The organism is Faecalibacterium sp. I4-1-79 (assembly GCF_023347235.1).
Classification (GTDB): domain Bacteria; phylum Bacillota; class Clostridia; order Oscillospirales; family Ruminococcaceae; genus Faecalibacterium; species Faecalibacterium tardum.
Genome location: NZ_CP094467.1, coordinates 2,621,282 through 2,642,631 on the forward strand (window position 1 = coordinate 2,621,282; position 21,350 = coordinate 2,642,631).

A 21,350-nucleotide genomic window follows, 5' to 3' on the forward strand; every position below is an offset into this window, starting at 1 on the left:
TTTTATAGGTTTCAGGCTTCAGTCTGCGTCTCCCGCCGGAGGATGCGGCAGACCATGAACAGGCAGTAGAACATTGCCAAACCCCACGCAAAGGGATTGGAAAGGCAGATGCCCAGATACCCAAGGCTGGTCTTTACTGCCAGCACGCCGCCAAGGCTGCGGCCAATGAGCTCGCCCACGCCGGAAACGATGGCCAGCACGCTGTAACCAAGCCCCTGCAAGGTGTTGCGGAAGATCATCAGCAGGCCGTGGAAGCAGAACAGCATACTCATGACGCTGAGGTACTGGATAGCTCCCGCCGTGACGGCAGGGTCGGCATCGCCCAGCACCAGCCCCACCGCGTAGGGCTTGATGAAAAAAATCACGCCCCATGCCACGGCGCAGTAGAGCAGCTGCACCATGCAGCCGTCCTTGATGCCCTGCCGGATGCGGTCGGTGCGGCGGGCGCCGTGGTTCTGCCCCACATAGGTAGCCATGGCCATACCTATGCTCTCCATGGGCAGGGTGAACATCTGACGGATCTTTTCGCCTGCGGTCTGGGCTGCCACTGCGGTGCTGCCCAGCAGATTGATGGCGTCCTGCATGATGACTGCACCGATGGCCGAGACCGAGTATTCAAACCCCATGGGAAGGCCGATGTAGGCCAGCCGCCTGCAGTGCCTTGCCGAAAGCAGGGTGCGCAGCTGCCGGAAGGAAAGCCCCTCCAACTTTGCCGTGCGGGCAAAGAACCAGTAGGCGCACAGCCCGCCGCTGAGCAGCTGGCTGAGCACGGTGGCAATGGCGGCACCGTCCACCCCCATGCCCAGCGGCACGATGAAGAGATAGTCCAGCAGAATGTTCACCACGCTGGCGACCAGCAGGAAGTAAAAGGGGTGCCGGGAATCCCCCAGTGCTCGCAGCACGCTGGAAGCGTAGTTGTATAGCACCGTAGCCGGGATGCCCAGAAAGATGAGCCGGATGTAGAGCACCGCATCGGTGTACAGCTCCTCCGGCGTATGGATGAGCCGGAGCAGCGGCCCCGCCATCAGGGTGGTAAGCACCGTAAACACCACGCTCAGCACCAGACAGAGCAGTGCGCCGTTCAGCAGGTATTTTTGCAGCCCGTCCTTATCCTTTGCGCCAAAGGTCTCTGCCGCCGGGATGCCAAAGCCCACGCAGGCTCCCTGCACAAAGCCCAGAATAAGAAAGTTGAGGGAGTAGGTGGTGCCCACCGCGCCCAGTGCATCGGTGCCCAGACACCTTCCCACAATGACGGTATCCGCAAAGCTGTACAGCTGCTGGAATAAGGTTCCCAGCACCAGCGGCAAGGCGAACCGCAGGATCTGGAACAGCGGCTTGCCCACAGTAAGGTCGGTGGTGCCGGAGCGCTTTTGAGAAGTAGCTGCCATAAAGAAAACTCCTTATTATGGTATTTTCTTCATTCTATCATGGACAGCCGCTTTTCCCAAAGTGGTTTTGTGACAGGAAGCTATCTTTTTGTGATGGAAGCGCGGAAGCCTCCGTTTTTACAGTTGCTTCTTCTGCGGTGGAAAGTTCCGGCTGTTTGTTTGCAGAACCATGAATCCACTTTTTGATGCAGCCCTTTGCAGGTCTACGCCCATCCACCACACAGCCGTTTTTACTGCCAAAAAGAGAGGGCTGGACGGTGCCAGCCCTCTTGACAAGGAAAAACACAAGGCTCTTTATTATAATAAAGCTATAAGAACAGAATAAAGACAATTATTTGAGATTTTTGAAAAAATGGAAATCATTTTGATGATATGGGACGTTTTAATAGACGGGAAGGGGGTGAACCGTATCCAGACAGAATTATTGCTGCGGAAAGCGCAGAGCGGAGATACGGGTGCGCTGGACACTCTGATTGCAGCGTACTATCCACAAATTCTGAACTATTGCCGTTGGCATACAGCGGACGAGCAGCAGGCGCAGGATGCAGCACAGGAAACCTTTTTGAAAGCGGTGCGCTGGCTGGATTCCTGTGGTGGATTTCAGGGGGCATTCCGTCCCTTTCTGTACAAAATCGCAAAAAACATTTGCATCGATCTGAACCGTACCATGGAGCGGTCGGAGGTATCGCTGGAAAGCTTGCCGGGCGAACCCGCCTATCAGGAAAGCGGCTTTGCTGCGGCAGAGGAGAAAGCAAGCCTGCGAGCGCTGACGGCCCAGTTGGAGCCGGAACAGCGGGAACTGGTATTGCTGCGGTTCGCACAACAGCTTAAATTGCGGGAGATCGCGCAGATCACAGGTCTGCCCCTGCGCACGGTGCAGTCCCGCCTGCGTGCCGCATTGAAAACCTTGAAAATGCAATTGGAAAAGGAGGACTGGAGATGAATCGAGCCTTTGAAAAAGAACTGTCCAGAGCACTGGCGACAGAGCTTGACACAGCCGCACCGAAAACGCTGCTGCGCCGCTGCCGGGCGGAACATGTCGTAAAACAACGGAGTGGTTGGCGCGATTTGCTGCACTGCCAGTTCAAATTGCTGGGCTGGAAGGTCTGGGCGCTGGAAGCAATGGCGGCACTGGCGTTGTACAGTGTGGGCCGGGAACTTGCCCTGTGGGAGAAGGCATGGACATTACGCAATGCACTGTTTGGTCTGAGCACACTTGCCATGCTGACAGCCCTGCTCGGTCTGCCGTTTTTATACCGGGCAAGTCAATATAAGATGCTTGAACTGGAACATGCCACATATGCAGGAATCGGTCGTCCACTGGTGATGCGGTTTTTGCTGCTGCTGGCGGGGGAAACAATCCTGCTGGGAGTGCTGGTACTCAATGTGCGGGCAGCCGTGCCATGGAGCATCGGGCAACTGCTGGCGGTGCTGACCGTGCCATTTCTGACTGCAAACAATGAGCTGCTTCTGCTGCTGCGCTGGGTGCGCCCGGAATGGATGATGACCGGGGCTGTACCGCTGTTTGCAGGGCAGCTGTGTTTGCTGCGGTTCGTGCAATTATCGGAACTGCCGAAAGGTCTGCCACTGGCGGCGGGCGTGCTGGTGCTCTGTATGGTGTTGCAGTGCATCCGGCTTGCCGCCCGGTCAGAATATATTGCAGAAGGCTGAAAGGAGCAAGCCATGGAACTGAAAATTCAGAATATTACAAAGCGATACCGGGATAAAACGGCGGTGGATGATGTGTCCATCACGCTCACGCCGGGTGTGTGGGGACTGCTGGGGGCGAATGGTGCAGGCAAAACAACCTTAATGCGGATGCTGGCGGGCATTCTGCGGCCCAGCAGTGGCCGGATTTTGTGCGATGGGGTGGAGATTGGGACGCTTGGTGCGGCCTACCGGGAAAAGCTGGGATATCTGCCGCAGGAATTCGGGTTTTACCCGGAATTCACGGTGCAGGACTATCTGGAATATATGGCGGCGCTCAAGGGTCTGCCGCGCACAGAGGCTGCCCGGCAGATCGACGCACTGCTGGAGCGGGTAAGCCTCACTGAGGTGCGCCGCAAAAAGATCATAAAGCTTTCCGGCGGTATGAAGCGCCGGGTTGGCATCGCACAGGCACTGCTCAACGACCCGGAAATTCTGATTTTAGATGAACCTACGGCAGGGCTGGACCCCGGAGAACGGGTGCGCTTCCGCAATCTGCTGTCGGAGTTTGCGCAGGAACGAATCGTTCTCATTTCAACGCATATCGTTTCGGATGTGGAATACATTGCGGCCGAAAATGCCGTGATGAAGGCTGGCAAAATCATTGCACAGGACACCACCGAAGGGCTGGTAAAGCAGATCGAAGCCAAAGTCTGGCAGGGGAATATCCCGATGGAACAGCTTGCCCGGTGGGAATACCGGCTGCGGGTGGTGAACCTGCGCAACGAGCCGGACGGAACGGTAACATTGCGGTATCTGGCGGATGCACCGCAGCTGCCGGACAGCGTCCCGGCACAGCCCCGGCTGGAAGATCTGTATCTGTGGCTTTTCCCGGAGGAAATGGAGGAAGCAAAATGAACCTGTATCGTTTGGAATTGAAACGTGTGTGCAAAACCCGTATGACAGCGATTCTGCTGGCCATTGCACTGGTGCTGGCCGTGGTCATGGCATATCTGCCGGTGACCTTTATCGGCTGGACGGAACTGGATGCCAGCGGAAACGAAGTGCGTTACACGGGTCTGAAAGCAATCCGGAAACGGCAGGAGCAGCAGGTATCAGGTACCATCACGCCGGATGTCATGCAGGAAGCACTGGAAGCCTATCAGCGGGTGTACCGGCAGTATGATGCAAGTTCCATCAACGACATCCCAACCGAAGTGTTTTATAAAGAACTTGCCCGGTATCAGCCTCTTGTGAACAACGCAAAGGAAGCCTTTGCCGACTCGAAAACCGGCATGGCACCGGGCGTGATGGGGCTGACCGCAGAGGATATGCAGAACTTTTACAGCCAGCTCCCCAAACGGCTGGAATCGGTGATCTGGCTGGAACAAAGCGGAAAGCCCGGCTATGCGCAGGCGCAGGCCATTGCACAGAAAAAGTTCGATGCTGTACAAAAACCGTTTACCTATTCATTTGGGGTCAGTCCAGACGCAATGGATTACCAGACCCTGTTGAGCTTGCTGCTCACCCTGCTGTGCGCGGTGATTGCGGCCCCGGTGTTTGCATCGGATGCACAGACCGGGGCGCAGGACATCCAACTGTGCACAAAAAACGGCGGTCTGCGGCTAGCAGCGGCAAAGCTAGCGGCGGCGTTTAGTATCACAGGGGCGGCGTATCTGCTCTGCGGCGTGGTGTGGATCCTGGTCACGAATGCTCTATTTGGCTGGGAAAGTACCCAAACTTCCGTGCAATGGCTGTTTTCTGTGACCAGCCTGCTGCCGTATACCGTTGGCCAGATGGAGTGGGTCATGCTGGGGGCAAACTTCCTGATCTTCTTTGCGGAGGTGGCCTTTGTGCTGATGGCATCCGTATGGGCCAAGAACAACCTGACCGCTTTGTCTGTGGCGCTGATCAGTGTGGTGGCACCGCTGATCGTTTATATGGTCGTGCCGGGCTCCTTTGGAGAATGGCTGTCCACCCTGATTCCGGCAGGGGGCATTGGGCTTTCCAACGCATTACTGTATAAAATGATCAGCTTTGATTTTCTCTATGCAGGCGGGCATGCCTTTTTTCAGGCAGATGTACTGCTGGCATCGGCACCGATCAAGATCGTTCTGCTCGTTGGATTGGCAGCATGGGGGTATCTGCGAAAGACCAAGGTGGCTTAAAAGGAAACGCTACTGAAAAAAGTTCATCGGATGCATAGAAAACTGCATCGGATGAACTTTTGTGTCTTAAGCTCCCTGCCATGAATCATAGTTGTGAATGTACATTTGATGCGTGGTCCAACATTCTTTCCACAACTTTCTCGTATTATCTTTCAATAATAAGCACAAAGGCAGGCACACCATGTTTCCATAGTGTACCTGCCTTTTTCGCCTTTACGGGTTCAGTGTATCTACTACACCAATCCGTCTATTCACTTCTTACACCACACCGCTTTGTAAGGCTCCTTTTCGGGAAAACGTCCCAAAATTGGTGTAGTTGTGGTGTAGTACCGCAGATGTCGTTTGAAATTCGTTTTAAATTTCATCGCATCTGCGCTTTATTTTTGCGTTTTACTGCTCAATCGGCTTCATCGTGGGGAGCTTGACTGGTGGTGATTTATAGCTGTTTACAAGTGTTCATAAGCCTTTGTTTGTGCAAGATAAAAAGGTCTTATTTTTCGCAACTCTACGCAACTGTTTACAGCTATTCTCAAATTGGTGGTAAGTCAGTGGTAAGGCTGGTGGTAAACTTATTCGTTTTCGTGAGAGTGCCAACGCTTCAAGACTTCTTCCACCTGTCCAATAAGCTGCTCCTTGTTCGGCATATACAAGACATACCGGGATGCAAAAATCTGATTCGACAAACCGCCCAGCGCATACTCGGCTGCTACGCTGTCCTTGTCGGTGCAGAGGATGATGCCGATAGGAGGATTATCTTCCGGGTCGTTGACCTCTGCGGCGTAGTAGTTCAGATACATATTGATTTGTCCGGCAGCTTCGGGCGTAAGCTTGGTGGTTTTCAACTCGATCAGCACATAGGCATGCAAAATCTTATTGTAGAACACCATATCCACATAGTAGTGGGTGTTGTTCACTGTGACACGCTGCTGTGTGCCGACAAACATAAAGCCCCGGCCAAGTTCCAGCAAGAAATCTTCGATTTGTCGCACCAGTGCTGCTTCCAAATCGCTTTCAAGGAACGGCTTTTCTTCCGGCAGTCCCAAAAACTCGAATACATACGGGTCCTTGATGATGTCCTCCGGCTTTGTGTAGTCCACACCTTTTTCAGCCAATGCTAAAACTTGTTCCTTGTTGGCATCCCCACGAGACAAGAGCAGCCGTTCAAACAGGGAACTTTCAACCTGACGTTTCATTTCACGGACAGACCAGCCAGAATTGACCGCTTCTTTTTCGTAGAAGCTGCGCTTCTCCTTATCGGAAATGGATAACAGCTCACAGTAGTGCGACCAACTCAATTTTCCAGACACTGTCTGGAAAATTGGATAGCTGAGATAGAACTGCCGCATATTGTAAACATTCGAGCGCGAAAAGCCCTTGCCAAGCTCCTTTGTCAACGCCCTGGAAAGCTGCGATAAGGTCTTTTCACCATATGCAGCACGGATGCTGTCATTTTGTTCACAACGAACAACGATCTCACCAATCTTCCAATAAGTTGACAGCAGTTCCTGATTGACCTGCTGTGCTACATTTTTACGGGAAACTTCCAGCAGAGAACGAATCTCGCTCACTGCCGGGGCAAGAACCTGCGCTGCGAGGGTTACAGATTTATTTTCCATCAGTCATTTTCCTCCTTTCCTTCAAATGTCGTGGTTGCAGATAAGAACTCTGCAAACTTGTCGATTTCCTTTTTCTTGAGATTTTTTGTGGCCTCAGTGTAGATGTTCATGGTAGTGGTAATATCGGCGTGGCCCAGTACGTCTTGAATGACCTTCATGTTGATTCCGGCCTCGCAAAGCCGGGTAGCGCAGGTGTGCCGCAAGGAATGGCAACTAAACTTCGGAAGCAGGACAAGGTTCTTCGGCTTAATTGTACCGCTTTCGCATTTTGCCAGCTGTTCCTCGTTGCAGTCGCGGATGATACGGTCAATGCCTTTATTGATGGTGCTGTGATGCTGGCACTCGCCAAAACGGTTTACAAAAATAAAATCCGTATAGCCATCAATCGTCACCTTGCAGGAAATTCCAGTTTTCTTCTGATACTCTCGCTCTTGTACAAAAGCAGCCTTGACTGCCGGAGTCATAGGCACAATTCGATTTCCAGCTTCCGTTTTGGGTGTATTGATTCCGTACAGACAACCTTTCTCCCGGTGGCTGTAATAAATCAACGTGTGATTTACACTGATTTCACCCGTATCAAGGTTGATGTCCTCCCAGCGCAAACCCGTTGCCTCACCAGCACGGAGACCACATTCCACCATCACAGTAATGATGGGAAGCCAGTGATTGTACTTCTCACTGTTTTTCAAGAAGTCCATCAACAGCTTCTGCTGGCCTGCGGTCAGAGCCTTGCGGCGTTCGCTGTCCAGATTGTGCGTCTGCTTCAACTCTTTCAACGCATTATCGGATGGATTGATGCGGAGATACTCGTCCTCAACCGCAAAATCCAGCACCTGATGCAGCACTGTATGGATGTTCTCCACCGTTGCCACTTTCAGACGCTGCGAATCCACAAGGCCATTGTAAAACCGCCGCACATCCGACTTTTTCAGGCTTCCGACCTTCCGCTTTCCAAACTCCGGGAATACGTACATCTTGTACATATACTCGTAATTGACCAGTGTGTTGGCTTTCAGCCCCTTTTTCAGTTGCAGCCACTGCTCGTGAATGTCATTGATGGTCGCGTTCCGCGCTTCCGAACGAATGCCATCACTGCGGTCACGCTGAATCTCTGCTTCTTTCTCACGAAGTTCTTCCAGACTTTTGGCGTACACATTGTTGCGCTTGCCGTTTTCACTGCGCCAGCGGTACTCATACGTTCCGTTACTGCGCTGATATTCACCTTCCTTTAGAACACGCTTCTTTGAGTCTTTTCTTCTTTCTGCCATCGTTATGTCCTCCATTGTTGGCAGAAAGCAACCTACAGCTTAATCATACCATACCGCCGAGGTGCTTTCAACTGCCGACTTCATTTTTATTGTCAAATCGAAAATAATCGGTCAAGGTGTTCATCCAGCCTGCGGCGTTTCAGCAGCCGCTTCGTACCATTCCAGAGAACAAAGGTACAGTCCTTGGAATCGCTCATTTCGCGCAGTTTGTTGATACCAATGCCGGAATAGGCTGCGGCTTCTTCCAGCGTCAGATTGCTTTTCTCCCAAATCGGAACTTGTCGGGACTTGGTCCCTCCATCTTGCTGCGCAAGACCGTTCCGTCGCTTAAAGTCCCCACCGGGGACTTCATTGCTTCGCAAACGCGAACTTCTTTCATAGGCAAAACCTCCGTATTTTTGTTTGTAACCAGCAGACTGTAACCGCCACAGAAAACTTTTTCTACGGTGGTATGCTGGCAATTTTCTGTATTTATTTTTCTTATCGGTTACAGGTTACATGGTTACAGATAGGAAAATCACGTGGAATGATGCTGCTTTTTGGCAGATACAGGGTGTAACCAAACCTGTAACCAACTGTGTAAAATGGCCCTTCAAAACGGAAATCCCATCTGCTGAGCTTCTTCGTCTGTAAGTTCTACAAAACCGTCTGCCTCCACTTTTGCAGCGGTTACACGTTCCCATCCTTTCTGCACGCCATACTTCGGGTAGCGTTTGGCTGCTTTATGGGCTGTCCACCCCTTGATTTCGCCATTCACAATTCCTGCAGTCATGATCTCACAGATAGCACGGGTTTCCCACTCCGCAGGAAGATTCAGATTGCCCAGTGCCTCAGCGTAGAGCTGTTTGGAACATACCCGGTCACCCGTGTAATCCTCCAGAAACGCATAAATCATGCCCGCCTGTGTATCTTCCTGCATAAAATCTTTCTGGCAAATCTGCAAGGCTTCCTGCATGGCAGGGCTGAATGTCAGCTTATAATCACCGCTGTTGTAAATCGTCATGGCTTCTGCCCAAAGCTGGTCAATATAGGCACGGGATTCCGCTTCGTTATCCAGAATATGTACTTCAGCCTGTGTTGCATCCACCGGGATGGGGATAAAGCGGCGGTTTCCCGTGCGGTCACGGGGCAGGAAGTCCTGTCGATTGGTCGTTCCTGCAAAGACACATTGCCGCAAACGATCTGCCGGGTGTGTTTCATACGGGATTTTGTAGGTTTCTTTCTGCTTGCTGAGAAAGCTCTTGATTTCCTCGATGCTTTTGGCATTGGCAGTCGCAATCATTTCCGACATTTCCATGATCCAGTGGCCTTGCAGCTTGCGGAACACATTATCATCGTCCATTCGCCGCAAATCATCCGAGAACCATTCATCTTTGATAGCAAGCAGCCGGAAGAAAGAGGATTTTCCTGCACCCTGCCCACCGACCAAGCAAAGCATCATTTCGAACTTGCAGCCGGGATGAAACACCCGTTTGATAGCTCCCAACAGAAAAATCTTCAAGGCTTCTGCGGTAAGCTCATCTTCTGCCGCACCGAGAAAGCGATGCAAAGCGTGGCTTATCCGCTCTGTGCCATCCCACTTCAAGTCATTCAAGTAGTCCCGGATAGGGTGATAATGATTTTCGTTGGCAACAATGCGAATTGCTGCAGACACCCGTTTTTCGCTGTACAGGCCATATTTTTCCATTCGGCGCAGAATGTACATCATATCGGTGTCGGTCAGTGTAGGGCCAGAACGCTGCCAGCCCATCGGCTTTACAATATCAATGCGTTCACTCAGCAGATTCAGCCGGATGGAATCTGCAAGAATCGGGTCGTTCTGCAAAACGGTCACACAGTTTTGAATTGTGTTCTGAACACCACCTTTTTCAGCCTGCGAGAGCATTTTGCGGATGTTGGAAATGGTCGATCTCGTATTTTCGGATTCGTTGGGCAATCTGTTGAACCTCCTTCCGATGCTCGGTGAGAAAATGTCGATTCTCTATCAGATATTGGATGTAATCAGTATAATGCATGCTGGCAACAAAGCAGAGATGCAGTTCTTCCTCTGCTGACTTCGGCGCAAATCGTTTGCGCCAGTCACCCAGAATCGCGCTGCACTCGTACAATGTTTGGATTGGGTTTTGACCTTTATATTCCACAATTTTCGGATACTGTAGTGGAAAAACAGGATTCCCCGAAAGTCCAAAATCTGCGACCAGCTTTTCCGCCGCCCGTCGCAGGGACAGTTGAAACAACTTTGCGGTAAAGTCAATAACATCACCATCCGCTCCACAGCCAAAACAGTGAAACCGGGAATCTACTTTCATGCTGGGGTTACGGTCTGTATGGAATGGACAGCAAATCATGCTGCTGCGGTTGGGCTGAAAGTCATAGGTTTCTGCGGCCTGCCGAGTAGTGATATTCCGTTTTACGATTTCAAATAAATTGTTGTTCTTGAAAATTAACCTCCTTCTTATTTTCAAAAGTCCCTATCGGATGTGAAAGCCACCTGTGGGCTTACGCATCCGGCAGGGTTCCGGGGTGCGGGGTGGAAGACCCTGCTGATTACAGGCTCATATCGTAGCTACGCTTCTTGGCTCGCGGCTGCTGTTCACGCTGCTGCACTTTTGCCGTTTCAAAGATACTATACACATTGGCAAGTACCGTCTGTATTTCTGTATTGCGTTCCTTAAAATAGTGGTATGTTTCATACCGTGCATCCTTTGTGCACATCAGAAGTTCTTTTTCTGCCCGGAGATCTTTCATCGAAGGGAATTTTTCGTCTAGGAAATCCCGCTTTAGAAATTGACGCGCTTCCTCGTATTTTGCAATTTCATCGAAGTGGGTTTGCCGAAAAATTTTCTTGTTAGGTGCTTTCAGAAATTCGCTATAAACAGATTTTGTAGAAAAATACTGACCCAAATGATGAATCTGCTCGTTGACCTTTTTCAGCTTGACTTCCGTGAGTTTCGCATCACTTCGAGCCGTCGTCATTTTTCGGTCAATACTCTCGGCAGCTTCATAAAGTTTTTCGTATGAATCATATCCGTGCTCTTGCACATAGAGAACGGTCTGCGCCATCTTCTGTAAATTTGAGATTTTGACTTTCTGGGCATAGGCATAGCTCTGCTGGGCTTTTACGCAATCCTGCAAATTTACAACCAGCCGGAGATTCGACTTGATGTACAGCGCATCCATAGGATCATTGACACGACACTGCTGCTTTTCTTTCTCGGCTGCGTTGCACTGAAAAAGCAGTAAAAGATGCTCACGGTCAAAACTGGTTCCCAGCGTTCTGGCAGAGATAAATTTCTCCCTGTCTGCTGGAAGGTAGCTGAATCGCCCTCGATGGTCTTTCACCAAAATGCCGTATTCCAGCTTTAAGAGGTTTTGGAAATCCATAAAAGATGCAGATCGTTTTGCTATATCGGTAATGGCATTTCGGATTTTTTCCTTCTCCGTTTCAAAAGTCGTCTTTGCTGGTGTGAACCCATCGCCAAGAAGTTCCAGATTGGTAAGGTCCAGGTTGATCTGTCCGCACCGTTTAGCGTAATATTCCTGCTCTGAAACTTTAGAGAGAGAGGGGGAAAGCAAATCGATCTGATTCAAGTTTTCCCTCATGCAAATATCCATCAGAGATTTCTGTAAATGTTTCAAGTAGTCTTTTGTCAGATGGTGCTTGTACCCTACCTTGCAGTCAATGGGTCGCTCCATAAAGGACTGCTTAGGTACATCCAGCTTTCGCAAACTGTTGATTACGATATGGACATGAATATTTCCGCTGCCATTGTGCCCGTCCATGTGCGTACAGACCAATGCCTGATGCCCCGGAAAATTTGCTTTTGCGTATTCCAGTCCAAGCTCCTGTGCCCGTTTCCCCGTCAAGCAATTTTCTGTGCTGTCCCGTGGGTCAAAGCTGATGATGTAATGATGGCTTTTGATTTCATTCTTATTTTTGTTCTTCTGATATTCGCGGTTCAGCTGCTGGCAGGCCGCATCAAAGGAATAGGGTTCACAGTTCAGGCCGTCCAGATAAAACTCATCCCGCATAATACGATTTCCGTTTTGGTCAAGGATCGGAGTTTTCCGAAGTTCGTCATGCTTGAAAATCAGATATTCCAGCGCAGCACCATAGTTGGAGCTCTTACTTGCGATGTGCTTTAAGATTGCCATAATTCTTTCCTGCCATTTCTGCGACTTGCTCCCGCATTTCAAAAATACAGGAAATTGCATGGTTGATTTTTTCGAGCATAGCGCGCGACTGGATACCGCCGCTGTTGAAGAACGCCGCGATCTGGTTCAGATTATTCCCGATGGCGGCAAACTCCCGTGTGATGGCTTCAATTTCGTCCGGGTGGACATAGAACACATACGAGGTATTCACGCGGCCTTTCATCAGCATCTGCGCTGTAAATTCAGAGAGGGTCATTCCGGCATCTTCTGCCTGCCGGTGTAAAAGTTCATGTACTACTTCTGTAACTCGTGCGGAGATTACTTTTGTCTTTACGATAGATTTCACTTTTTTCTTCGTTCTTGGCATGGGGTCTCCTTTCCAAAATCAAGAATTTGATTTTCCCGGCAGTGCATCTGCACTCCGGCTGTGACCTGCTGCAGCAGGCCACCAATGGGCAAAATCATGTGATTTTGCACGATGTGAGGGTATGGGGAGCGCAATCCCCATCAAGATGCCGCCGTGGAGAAACTGCCCGTAGGAGCGATTTCGTATACAAAGGCGAATCTTGCTCTTAACCACTGTCCACTCTGTCCCAGCCCGTTCCTGCCCGATTTTCTCCGGCGTATTTTCCGGTAAGACGCGCAGAATGCACATTCAGTACCAGAGGTATCCTGCTGGGGTGGCTCATGCGATTTTCAAGGTGCGATGTGACTTTGTAAGGAATCGGGGAATTTCATCAGTGATACCGTAGTGAATTGGCTTACTTTTGAAAACACTTCCTATACCCTATACAAACTTTAAGGGGTGTTTTTAAACCGGGTCTTTTGAAAATTCAAAGAAAATTCATTTTTCCAACGTTCCCCTCTACCTATAACATTCTAAAATGGGCGTTTGGCATACAGATTTTCAAATTTTGTTGAACTACCTAATTTTAGAACATGGATTTTGTTTATTTTCCACTCATAAAACTAGCGGAAAGCCGTTTCACAAAAGATTTTGAAGGCCCCTACACTAATAGGAATCCGCGGGGCTGTTTTGGAATACAGTTTTGAAAATTTTTCAATTTAAGAAAAAAGAAAAACGGCAAAGCAGATAAAATCCACTTTACCGTTTTGTGTCGATAACGCGATACGCGTAAATTACTGTCTTGGGCTTTTCCAATAATTTGCCTTATGAGAAGATCGGCAAAAATGAGCCTGTCTGCATTGCAGATGAAGTGCCTTTTGACATCCCGGAGAGTTGGGAGTGGTGTCGAATAGGAGAATTGTTTTTTCTTCAAGCAGGAAAAAATATCTCATCTTCATCCATAAGTGAAAAGCCATTTGCAAATGCCGTTCCATGCTATGGTGGAAATGGTATACGAGGATATGTTAAGGAGTCAAATCACAGGGGTGATTATCCTATTATTGGTCGGCAAGGTGCGTTATGTGGCAATATTAACAGGGCAACAGGTGATTTCTACGCAACCGAACACGCGGTATGTGTCACAACATTTTCAAACACAAATGTTTCATGGGCCTGTATATTTCTCAAAGCACTTAATCTCAACCAATACGCTACAGCAACTGCACAGCCCGGACTTGCTGTTGGAACTATAAATAGAGTATTGATTCCTGTTCCGCCCGTTACAGAGCAAAAGCGAATCACTGAGAAATTATATCTGCTTGAACCATTATTAGCTTCCTATGAAAACGCGCACGATTTAATCGTTAATCAGCAACATGATTTTCCCGAACAACTAAAAAAATCAATTCTTCAAGAAGCTGTACACGGCAAGCTTGTTCCGCAAGACCCTGCCGATGAGCCTGCCTCTATCTGATTTTTTGCCGGAAATGAGAATCCGCGAAAATCGACAAAAATCGCCCGGCAGGTCGTAAACCTACCGGGCGACGATTTGAAGCGTTTTGTTGTTTTCTTACATGGTATAGTTCATACTCATAGCCGGAATATTCCCGTGGCGGGGCAAGGCTTTTTTTAAGCGGTAGAAGTGGATTAGATTATAATGATAGTAAAACAGCATGGCGGCGTCCTCCCGTGGGCCGCCATGCCTTTAACTGCTGGGAATGACAGAAAGAAAGCAGCGGCCTTGATTTCTCAAAACCGCCACCAGTGAATATAAATTAAGCGTGAAAATGGGTCTGCCCAGCAGCGGTTTTTTTCTTTTCTGCCGCTGGGCAGATGTTTTTTCTTTAGATCCATGATAAGAGGAATTTTTGAAGATTCCATAAAGATTTGAAAAATGGACGGACATAAAAGACGTCCATTACACTATCGGAAAATCAGCAAGGAAGTTTCATAGTAACCTTTGCGCCGCCGGTTTCTTTTGAATTTTCTAAAATAAGCTGACCATTATGTTGTTCCATAATCGAATTTGTAATATATAGACCCATACCAAAGTGTAACTTTGAATTGCGGCTTTGATCGCCCATATAGAACCGTTCCTGTGCGTGGCATAATGCCTCTTTAGAAAACCCCGTTCCCTCGTCTGTGACTGAAATTTCCACGAAACCGTTGTTACTCTGAACATCCACATAAAGCGTTCCGCCTTGCGGGGAGTAGTCCAGCCCATTACTGATAACATTCATAATAGCACGTTCTATCAGCACCCTATCAAATTTCAGCATTTGAGGGAGTGAAACAGTATTCATTTGCAGCCGGATTTCTTTTGTCCGGCATAGTGATTCCATATAACCGAACAAGTGCTGCATGAACGCTGGCAAGTCTATACTTTCAATATGGAGCTGATAACCAACCGCCGCCCGTGATATATCAATCAGGGTTTGAATATATGACTGCATCTGGCCGGAGCTTTCCACGACGTAACCAGCGTATAATCGTTGCTCATCATCAAGATTTGTTTCTGTGAGTAAATCAGCATTTCCTTGAATAACCGTCAGAGGCGTTTTCAAATCATGGGCAAGCGCGGCGATTTGCTCTTTCTGTGTCTGTTCGGTTTTCCATTGCCGTTCTAACGAAATTTTCAGATTATCTTTCATATCTGAAAAAGATGCAAGGACATCTTCAAACTCTTTGATTTTGGCGTGTCCTACTTCAAAATCAAGGTTTTGCTTTGAAACCTCCGCAGTTGCTTCAAAAAGCGGGGTCAGTTGTGTACGCAGGTTCTTAGCAAATCTGGCGGTCAGTATGATAATGACCAGCAGCGAATTTACAGCCATCAGGATAAACGCAAGCGTGTCAGGAGATGGAAAATATTCCGGTAGCCATGACACTGTAAATTGAGAACCAATATAATACCTTAAAACGCAAAATTCGTTTTCCCGGACAACAAGTGCAAACTGCCTCCCCGTAGCATATTCAATATATTCTCCCTTTGCGTACAGCAGGGCAATTTCTTTTTCATCATCGTCCATATTGCTGTAAAGCTCATTAAAGTTCTTGTCCAGAATTAAGTAGCCGCATCCCTGTGGAATCACAACCTTTGTAATATCCGGGGCAATCGTCAGCGTTGGAATGATCTCTTTTACCTGCAATTCACTTAGATTTGCTCTTGTAGCTAATCCAGCATTTACAGCAAGTCCCTCCAAACCAGAAGGGACAATAATTGCCGCTACCAGCATGACAATGAGGGAGATAGCAAACTGGCGAAACAATATTTTCAATGTAGGTTTCTTTTTCACTCCCATTTATATCCTATCCCCCATACGGTGCTGATCGGACTTATTTTGAAATGCTCCAATTTCGCACGAATATTTTTTATATGCGTTGAGATCGTAGCGTTATCGCCTATTCCATCAAACCCGAAAACGGCTTCATAGATTTGTTCTTTTGCAAAAACCTGTCCCCGGTTTTTCGCAAGGTATTCACAGATTGAATACTCGCTTTTGGTAAGGGGAACCGGCTGTTCTGAAACATACAGTACCTTTGCGGAAAGGTCAAATCTTATATCAGGCTCAAATGAAAGTGTGCTGTGATGCTCCCTTTTTTCTCTGCGTAAATGTGCCGCGACACGGGCGCGAAGCTCCTGAATACGAAAAGGTTTCGTAATATAATCGTCCGCACCGATGCCCAATCCAAACAATATATCTTCCTCTAATGTCTTTGCGGTCAGAAAGAGAATCGGGCAGTCTACCATATTCCTGATCTGTTTGCAAAACTCAAACCCGTCTGTGCCAGGCATCATCACATCCAAAAGAATGAGGTCATAGAAATGCAGCTTTTTGATGTCTACATCATCCGCATTTTGACAGACTGTTATCAAATATCCATCTTTCCCCAAACTGTTCTTAATCAATTCCAAGATAGAAACTTCATCGTCAACTACAAGTAAGTGGGTCAAAAAATCACCTCCCGCCCCATTATACCACATTGTCGAGGTTACTCATCATTATTTTTAATGTCAGCTTTCCGATATTCATTGTTGATATTTACAGCTACGGCATTGCTTATATCCACATCCACAATACTGTAAACGTAGCCGTAACTGAAATCTTCCCCCGCCACATTTTTGAAGCGTTTCGATACCTGCCCGATTTCTTCTTGCAGTTCTGACATTTCAAGACATTCATCCGTTATGGTATATGTCAGGCCGTTATATGAAATTTCATCATAGTTTGCGGCGTTCAGCTCATAATACGGCAGAGATTCATTTAACGCCTTATTTTTATCGGCGGTATCGCGGAGCGCACCGCAGGCCGATAAGCATATAAGACTTACAAGCACAATTACCACGGCAAACAGGCACTTTTTATTCACTGTTTTTACCTCCCTCCCAACCATGAAACCAAACCAAACTGGCAATCAGCAGACAAACAGTGCAGCATACAGAAATAATCATACCGCTGAAAAAATCGGTTTTTACCTGTGCATACAGTTGGGGGCTATCCCATGCAAGCACAGTGTAATCCATAGCACGAACGCCCCAGGCCCAGGGAATATATTTCCATGTAGCGTCACCAAGCCCTGTTATCATAAGGGCAGCTATTAAACTCCCTGCAATTCCCAATCCCATAGATGCACCTTTTCCGAAGCTCATTCCAACAAACAAATGAATCAGGTAAATGGGAAGCATGGTAATCAACAATAGAATCCCTGCTTTCAGGTAAAGGCTTGCCGGAGCACCCCTATATAGTGCAGCGAATGTTCCTAACGCTAAAAATGTTGCGCCAAAAGCACAGATCATCAGAAAACCAAGTTTACCAATATACGTTGCCATGCGAGATGGGATTGTTCCCAACAAAAGCTGATAATGCCCGGCCTGATTTTCGATCTGAACAACCAGGCCCACAATAATGCCGATCAGAAACGGGAACGCAACGGCCAGCACTTCCAGATAGGCACTGATTTTGGTTGCCAGTTCCCATCTGGATATATGATAGTAACCCGCAAAAATCGCCGCACATATAATCGGAATCATGCTGTGCATATAGAGCAAAATGCTATGTTTACACTTCTGATATTCTGCTTTCCAGCAGCGAACCACAGATACCATAGTTACCCCACCTCCTTTTTCTCAAACCATCTTGCAGTTAAAAATGACAGCGCCGCAAACCAGGCCAGCGAAATGACCAATACAAGTATAATCATCCAAAATGCCATTGCCGTACTCTGATCTGCAACCGGCTCACCATTAGGCAAAATACCTAACACGGAAATCATAAGATGCGGCACCCAACTATACGGGCAGATCATCCACAAAGAGGTTGTAGCCGTGAAAATCCCTAAAACGCTTCCAAGTCCGGCATTAAGAATAACCGTGACAAAGATACCAACTTTTTTTGATAACCATAAGCACAGCGGAACTTCCCATAGGCTTGCAATGACAATACAAGCTGTTCCGGCCGCAGCCTGCCAAATTCCGATTGTCAGGGGAATTTCGTTGATAACTAATATTGCAAAACCGCCCAACAGATTTAGCGCCAGGAAAATGAAATTCCCCACACAGGAGTAAATACCGGCCACTCCAATTTTTGCTTTCCAGACTTTGTTCTGCGAAACAGGCAATGAAGCAACGGCACGATATTTTAGTTTGCCATTATCCCGCTGTTCAATCAAGGCACAGGTGAGCGTAAGGAATCCAGGATAAAGCAGGATATACCACCAATTATAAGAATTGAGCTGGAACCAAAGAGGGGCAAAAAAGTTCATAAGCGCCGTTACAAACGGGGCCAGAACGATCAGCGTTTTTGTGAAAGTTCTCTTATGCTTTAGGTTCTCTGCCTGAATATATGCCATCTCCATTTAATATCTCTCCTTACCATTTCTGCGAATAACATCCATAAAGAGTTGTTCCAAATCTTCACCGGCGCGAAGCTCTCCCTCATATCCAAGGACGCCGCCAGCAATGATACCCACATGATCTACAATCTGCTGGACTTCTGACAGAATATGGCTGGACAAAATAACTGTAATCCCTTTGCAGGGAAAAGAGCGAATTAACTCTCGAAGTTCCTCAATCCCTAAAGGGTCAAGGCCGTTAGTCGGTTCATCCAGAATCAAAAGCTGGGGACTGTTCAGCAATGCAATAGCAATACCAAGCCGCTGCTTCATACCAAGAGAAAACTGCCCGGCCCGTTTCTTGCCGGTATTCGTGAGCCGGACAATTTGCAATACCTCGTTAATTCGTGCATCGTCCAGGCCGAGCAATGTAGTTCTGACTTTGAGATTTTCGTATGCAGTCAGATTTTCGTAAAGCGGGGGCATCTCAATCAAAGCACCGATATGCTCCAGATCATTCCGCTTCCACGGGTGGCCGTCAAACTCGATGCTTCCCGATGTGGGGCGCAAAATGCCGGTGAGCATTTTTAAGATCGTGGATTTGCCAGCCCCGTTCGGCCCCAGCAGACCATAAACCGAGTTGCGCCGGATGTTCAGTGACACATTGTTTACCGCCATTTGCCCCTTGAAATTTTTGCAGAGGTCAGTCGTTTTCAAAATCATATCCATATAATCAAGTCCTTTCTTTGATTTTACGGATAGCATACCGGGCAATTTTGAAGATTTCATAAAGATTCCCGAAAACAGAATATGAACAATACACCGTAACCGTGGAGCATATCGCAACAAAGCACCAACCTACGCATTTAGGGCCTTAAAAAGCCCTATATTTCAAGGTTTTTCCCGCATAGTCGGCGGGGTATGTGAGTGTTTTATCCTATCCCCGCCATAGTGCCGCTCTAAATGCGTAGAATTTACCAACAGAAAATCGCCGGTTTCTCTGGCTCCATACTCCCAGATATGGTATCATGGAAAAAATCAATCTGACGGGGGTATCAGGATGGACGGACAAGAAAAGCTGCTGGACTATGAAACAATCAAAGCCGCCGTTGCCGGTGAGAAGTGGGCCACAGAAAAGGTGCTGGCCCACTATGCGGACTACATCGACGAGCTTTCCACGGTGGAGATCAGGCAGCCGGGCGGCAAAGTGAAAAAAGTCATTGACGAGGATATGCGGCAGCACATTTCCTTAAAACTGCTGGAAGCGTTGCCGAGCTTCCCGCTGGAACAAGAATAACGATCAAGAGGGCTGCACCCTCTTACGCCGCTTTGCGGCTATCACCTGCACACCCCCGAAACAGATACACCCGCTGCGCGTCTGTACCTGTTTCGGGGGCTAATAATGACTGTAACCTACGCCTTTCGGGGCTGATAACCGCCAGTTTCAAGGCTTCTCCCGCACGTTTGCAGAGGTGGGCGAATACTTTATCCTATCCCCGTCAATACTGGGTTCTAAATGCGTAGGAACAGGCAAAAAGAAAAGACGCCGGACGCAAGCGGCCACATGGCCGCCGCGCCCGGCGTCTGCTGTTATTTATTCGTTCTCGTCTGTGAAATAGAATTTCTGGCTGTCATAGTCAGAATCCGTCATACGTTTCAGCTTGGAAAGGGTCTGCTGGGCCAGCGTCCACATATCCCCGTCCATGCCCGGCATGGCTGCGGTGATCTTGCCTATCGTCCTGCGTCGGTCTGCGTTGTGGTACATACAGATCAAATTTTCTTCTTCCACGGTAAAGTGCATCATTCCTCATACCTCCAATTCATTTTTCTTGGTTCTGGCCGCCGCCTTTTTCGGGCTGGTGCCTGTTTGCTGTCGGCAAGCTGCTTGCGGATAGATGGCCGGGGCTTGCGAATACTCACATCACGGCGCTCATCTTTGTTAATCATGGCATATACCCCGTGTCGGTCTTTTATGCTGGTAAAGCACAGGGACTTATAGGGCAGCATGGCAAAGAGCCGGTCATTGTCCTTGGTGGAAGCCAGTGCGTCAAAGTGCGGTGAGATCTCCACCATAAAATGTGTCTTGTTGGGGCTGTTGGGCGCGGACAGATCTTTCAGCTTATCCACGATGCGTCGGGCCTCGGTTTCAATCCGGCTGTCATGCAAAGCCGTAACGTGGGCTTTGGCTGTCCGTTCTCGGATAGGTCAGCAGCTTCTTTTCATACAGCGTTTGGGCATAGTCGGGTCAGTTTTACCATTGCCGAAAAAACGACTACGGCCATTGTCGGCCCTTCCGGGGCAGGAAAGACAACGATGTGCAACCTGATTGCCCGTTTTTGGGATGTGAATGCCGGGAAGATTACCATAGGCGGTACGGATGTACGAGATTTCAAGCTGGACAGCCTGATGAAGAATATCTCGATGGTGTTCCAGAGCGTATACCTATTTGCAGATACGATTGAGAACAATATCAAGTTTGGCTGCCCGGATGCTACCCATGAACAAGTGGTTGAAGCGGCGAAAAAGGCTTGCTACCATAACTTTATTTCTGCCCTACCGGATGGCTATGACACCGTGATTGGCGAGGGAGGCGGTACTTTGTCCGGCGGCGAGAAACAGCGGATTTCCATCGCCCGCGCCATGCTGAAGGACGCACCTATCATCATTTTGGACGAGGCAACAAGCAGCGTTGACCCGGAGAATGAGGATGAATTGCAGCGGGCTATCGAGGCATTGACCCATGACAAGACCATCATCATGATTGCCCACCGTCTGAAAACCGTCCGCAACGCCGATCAGATCCTTGTACTGGACAACGCTCATATCGTCCAGCGCGGCACTCATGCGGAGCTGATCCAGCAAAAGGGCCTGTATGCCGATTTTGTATCGGCCAGACAGGAGGCCATCGGCTGGAAGCTGGCTCAGTAAAGGAG

At 48.6% G+C, this 21,350-nt stretch carries 23 protein-coding genes and 1 pseudogene; 7 read left to right on the forward strand and 17 right to left on the reverse strand.

Features of this window, described 5'->3' with window-relative positions; all coding sequences use genetic code 11:
* Positions 1–11 precede the first annotated feature (11 nt).
* Positions 12–1,388 carry an MATE family efflux transporter gene (locus tag MTP36_RS12865; protein ID WP_249251194.1) on the reverse strand — a complete coding sequence of 459 codons (1,377 nt, stop codon included), beginning with the start codon at positions 1,386–1,388 and terminating at the stop codon, positions 12–14.
* 37 nt (positions 1,389–1,425) lie between these two features.
* Complete coding sequence (locus MTP36_RS12870) at positions 1,426–1,719, reverse strand: hypothetical protein (protein WP_249251195.1); 294 nt, start codon at positions 1,717–1,719, stop codon at positions 1,426–1,428.
* A 21-nt stretch (positions 1,720–1,740) separates the two neighbouring features.
* On the opposite strand from MTP36_RS12870, the gene MTP36_RS12875 reads away from it, so the two are divergent.
* The 4 genes from MTP36_RS12875 to MTP36_RS12890 are packed head-to-tail and all read left to right on the forward strand — an operon-like array spanning position 1,741 to position 5,203.
* Positions 1,741–2,331: an RNA polymerase sigma factor gene (locus MTP36_RS12875; RefSeq protein WP_249251196.1), complete on the forward strand. Its 591-nt coding sequence runs from the start codon at positions 1,741–1,743 to the stop codon at positions 2,329–2,331.
* Positions 2,328–3,059, forward strand: coding sequence for a hypothetical protein (locus MTP36_RS12880; protein WP_249251197.1), 732 nt, complete (start codon positions 2,328–2,330; stop codon positions 3,057–3,059). Before MTP36_RS12875 ends, MTP36_RS12880 begins: the two co-directional genes overlap by 4 nt.
* A gap of 12 nt (positions 3,060–3,071) precedes the next feature.
* The gene (locus MTP36_RS12885) at positions 3,072–3,953 is read left to right on the forward strand and encodes an ABC transporter ATP-binding protein (protein ID WP_112090847.1); all 882 of its coding nucleotides are present in this window, start codon (positions 3,072–3,074) and stop codon (positions 3,951–3,953) included.
* A 41-nt stretch (positions 3,954–3,994) separates the two neighbouring features.
* Entirely contained in the window at positions 3,995–5,203 is a 1,209-nt protein-coding gene (locus MTP36_RS12890; protein WP_249251198.1) for a hypothetical protein, read from the forward strand.
* 569 nt (positions 5,204–5,772) lie between these two features.
* On the opposite strand, the gene MTP36_RS12895 is transcribed toward MTP36_RS12890, so the two are convergent.
* The 7 genes from MTP36_RS12895 to MTP36_RS12925 all read right to left on the reverse strand — a co-directional run bounded on the left by MTP36_RS12895 (position 5,773) and on the right by MTP36_RS12925 (position 12,609).
* Positions 5,773–6,819 carry a PDDEXK nuclease domain-containing protein gene (locus tag MTP36_RS12895; RefSeq protein ID WP_249251199.1) on the reverse strand — a complete coding sequence of 349 codons (1,047 nt, stop codon included), beginning with the start codon at positions 6,817–6,819 and terminating at the stop codon, positions 5,773–5,775.
* Entirely contained in the window at positions 6,819–8,087 is a 1,269-nt protein-coding gene (locus MTP36_RS12900) for a site-specific integrase (RefSeq protein WP_207697800.1), read from the reverse strand. The genes MTP36_RS12895 and MTP36_RS12900 overlap by 1 nt, the downstream gene beginning before the upstream one ends.
* 92 nt (positions 8,088–8,179) lie before the next feature.
* Entirely contained in the window at positions 8,180–8,548 is a 369-nt protein-coding gene (locus MTP36_RS16095; RefSeq protein WP_442900210.1) for an excisionase, read from the reverse strand.
* Between the two features lie 131 nt (positions 8,549–8,679).
* A complete protein-coding gene (locus MTP36_RS12910; protein ID WP_249254437.1) occupies positions 8,680–9,972 on the reverse strand; it encodes a virulence-associated E family protein in 1,293 nt (430 codons plus the stop codon).
* The gene (locus MTP36_RS12915; protein WP_249251200.1) at positions 9,956–10,552 is read right to left on the reverse strand and encodes a CHC2 zinc finger domain-containing protein; all 597 of its coding nucleotides are present in this window, start codon (positions 10,550–10,552) and stop codon (positions 9,956–9,958) included. Before MTP36_RS12915 ends, MTP36_RS12910 begins: the two co-directional genes overlap by 17 nt.
* Before the next feature lie 82 nt (positions 10,553–10,634).
* Positions 10,635–12,242, reverse strand: coding sequence for a relaxase/mobilization nuclease domain-containing protein (locus tag MTP36_RS12920; protein WP_249251201.1), 1,608 nt, complete (start codon positions 12,240–12,242; stop codon positions 10,635–10,637).
* Positions 12,214–12,609 carry a plasmid mobilization protein gene (locus tag MTP36_RS12925; RefSeq protein WP_249251202.1) on the reverse strand — a complete coding sequence of 132 codons (396 nt, stop codon included), beginning with the start codon at positions 12,607–12,609 and terminating at the stop codon, positions 12,214–12,216. Before MTP36_RS12925 ends, MTP36_RS12920 begins: the two co-directional genes overlap by 29 nt.
* Positions 12,610–13,390: 781 nt before the next feature.
* Here MTP36_RS12925 and MTP36_RS12930 point away from each other — a divergent pair.
* A complete protein-coding gene (locus MTP36_RS12930; protein ID WP_249251203.1) occupies positions 13,391–14,062 on the forward strand; it encodes a restriction endonuclease subunit S in 672 nt (223 codons plus the stop codon).
* 460 nt (positions 14,063–14,522) lie between these two features.
* Here the strand turns inward: MTP36_RS12930 and MTP36_RS12935 are convergent, their stop codons facing one another.
* The 6 genes from MTP36_RS12935 to MTP36_RS12960 are packed head-to-tail and all read right to left on the reverse strand — an operon-like array spanning position 14,523 to position 19,146.
* Entirely contained in the window at positions 14,523–15,887 is a 1,365-nt protein-coding gene (locus MTP36_RS12935) for a sensor histidine kinase (RefSeq protein WP_118286031.1), read from the reverse strand.
* On the reverse strand, positions 15,878–16,540 hold the full coding sequence (locus tag MTP36_RS12940) for a response regulator transcription factor (RefSeq protein WP_249251204.1): 663 nt from the start codon (positions 16,538–16,540) through the stop codon (positions 15,878–15,880). Before MTP36_RS12940 ends, MTP36_RS12935 begins: the two co-directional genes overlap by 10 nt.
* Before the next feature lie 38 nt (positions 16,541–16,578).
* On the reverse strand, positions 16,579–16,956 hold the full coding sequence (locus MTP36_RS12945) for a NisI/SpaI family lantibiotic immunity lipoprotein (protein ID WP_242983280.1): 378 nt from the start codon (positions 16,954–16,956) through the stop codon (positions 16,579–16,581).
* Positions 16,949–17,692, reverse strand: a complete 744-nt coding sequence (locus MTP36_RS12950) for a lantibiotic immunity ABC transporter MutG family permease subunit (RefSeq protein WP_249251205.1) — start codon at positions 17,690–17,692, stop codon at positions 16,949–16,951. The genes MTP36_RS12945 and MTP36_RS12950 overlap by 8 nt, the downstream gene beginning before the upstream one ends.
* 2 nt (positions 17,693–17,694) lie before the next feature.
* Positions 17,695–18,441, reverse strand: a complete 747-nt coding sequence (locus MTP36_RS12955; protein ID WP_008705323.1) for a lantibiotic immunity ABC transporter MutE/EpiE family permease subunit — start codon at positions 18,439–18,441, stop codon at positions 17,695–17,697.
* Positions 18,442–19,146: a lantibiotic protection ABC transporter ATP-binding protein gene (locus MTP36_RS12960; RefSeq protein WP_249251206.1), complete on the reverse strand. Its 705-nt coding sequence runs from the start codon at positions 19,144–19,146 to the stop codon at positions 18,442–18,444.
* Between the two features lie 331 nt (positions 19,147–19,477).
* Here MTP36_RS12960 and MTP36_RS12965 point away from each other — a divergent pair, with 331 nt between their 5' ends.
* Complete coding sequence (locus MTP36_RS12965) at positions 19,478–19,714, forward strand: helix-turn-helix domain-containing protein (RefSeq protein ID WP_118064609.1); 237 nt, start codon at positions 19,478–19,480, stop codon at positions 19,712–19,714.
* 297 nt (positions 19,715–20,011) lie between these two features.
* Here the strand turns inward: MTP36_RS12965 and MTP36_RS12970 are convergent, their stop codons facing one another.
* Complete coding sequence (locus MTP36_RS12970; RefSeq protein WP_173680961.1) at positions 20,012–20,218, reverse strand: transposon-transfer assisting family protein; 207 nt, start codon at positions 20,216–20,218, stop codon at positions 20,012–20,014.
* Positions 20,218–20,544 (reverse strand): hypothetical protein, encoded by a 327-nt coding sequence (locus MTP36_RS12975; protein ID WP_442900211.1) that lies wholly within the window; start codon positions 20,542–20,544, stop codon positions 20,218–20,220. The genes MTP36_RS12970 and MTP36_RS12975 overlap by 1 nt, the downstream gene beginning before the upstream one ends.
* 114 nt (positions 20,545–20,658) lie before the next feature.
* Between MTP36_RS12975 and MTP36_RS12980 the strand changes: the two are divergent.
* A pseudogene (locus MTP36_RS12980) lies at positions 20,659–21,345 on the forward strand (ABC transporter ATP-binding protein); the annotation flags it as partial.
* Positions 21,346–21,350: the final 5 nt, after the last annotated feature.

Coding starts and splice junctions, on each gene's coding strand:
- MTP36_RS12880 (WP_249251197.1), top strand. CDS start 2,328: ATGAATCGAGCCTTTGAAAAAGAACTGTCCAGAGCACTGGCGACAGAG.
- MTP36_RS12890 (WP_249251198.1), top strand. CDS start 3,995: ATGACAGCGATTCTGCTGGCCATTGCACTGGTGCTGGCCGTGGTCATG.
- MTP36_RS12955 (WP_008705323.1), bottom strand. CDS start 18,441: ATGGAGATGGCATATATTCAGGCAGAGAACCTAAAGCATAAGAGAACT.
- MTP36_RS12875 (WP_249251196.1), top strand. CDS start 1,741: ATGGAAATCATTTTGATGATATGGGACGTTTTAATAGACGGGAAGGGG.
- MTP36_RS12965 (WP_118064609.1), top strand. CDS start 19,478: ATGGACGGACAAGAAAAGCTGCTGGACTATGAAACAATCAAAGCCGCC.
- MTP36_RS12935 (WP_118286031.1), bottom strand. CDS start 15,887: ATGGGAGTGAAAAAGAAACCTACATTGAAAATATTGTTTCGCCAGTTT.
- MTP36_RS12925 (WP_249251202.1), bottom strand. CDS start 12,609: ATGCCAAGAACGAAGAAAAAAGTGAAATCTATCGTAAAGACAAAAGTA.
- MTP36_RS12910 (WP_249254437.1), bottom strand. CDS start 9,972: ATGCTCTCGCAGGCTGAAAAAGGTGGTGTTCAGAACACAATTCAAAAC.
- MTP36_RS12920 (WP_249251201.1), bottom strand. CDS start 12,242: ATGGCAATCTTAAAGCACATCGCAAGTAAGAGCTCCAACTATGGTGCT.
- MTP36_RS12900 (WP_207697800.1), bottom strand. CDS start 8,087: ATGGCAGAAAGAAGAAAAGACTCAAAGAAGCGTGTTCTAAAGGAAGGT.
- MTP36_RS12895 (WP_249251199.1), bottom strand. CDS start 6,819: ATGGAAAATAAATCTGTAACCCTCGCAGCGCAGGTTCTTGCCCCGGCA.
- MTP36_RS12885 (WP_112090847.1), top strand. CDS start 3,072: ATGGAACTGAAAATTCAGAATATTACAAAGCGATACCGGGATAAAACG.
- MTP36_RS12970 (WP_173680961.1), bottom strand. CDS start 20,218: ATGCACTTTACCGTGGAAGAAGAAAATTTGATCTGTATGTACCACAAC.
- MTP36_RS12960 (WP_249251206.1), bottom strand. CDS start 19,146: ATGGATATGATTTTGAAAACGACTGACCTCTGCAAAAATTTCAAGGGG.
- MTP36_RS12950 (WP_249251205.1), bottom strand. CDS start 17,692: ATGGTATCTGTGGTTCGCTGCTGGAAAGCAGAATATCAGAAGTGTAAA.
- MTP36_RS12865 (WP_249251194.1), bottom strand. CDS start 1,388: ATGGCAGCTACTTCTCAAAAGCGCTCCGGCACCACCGACCTTACTGTG.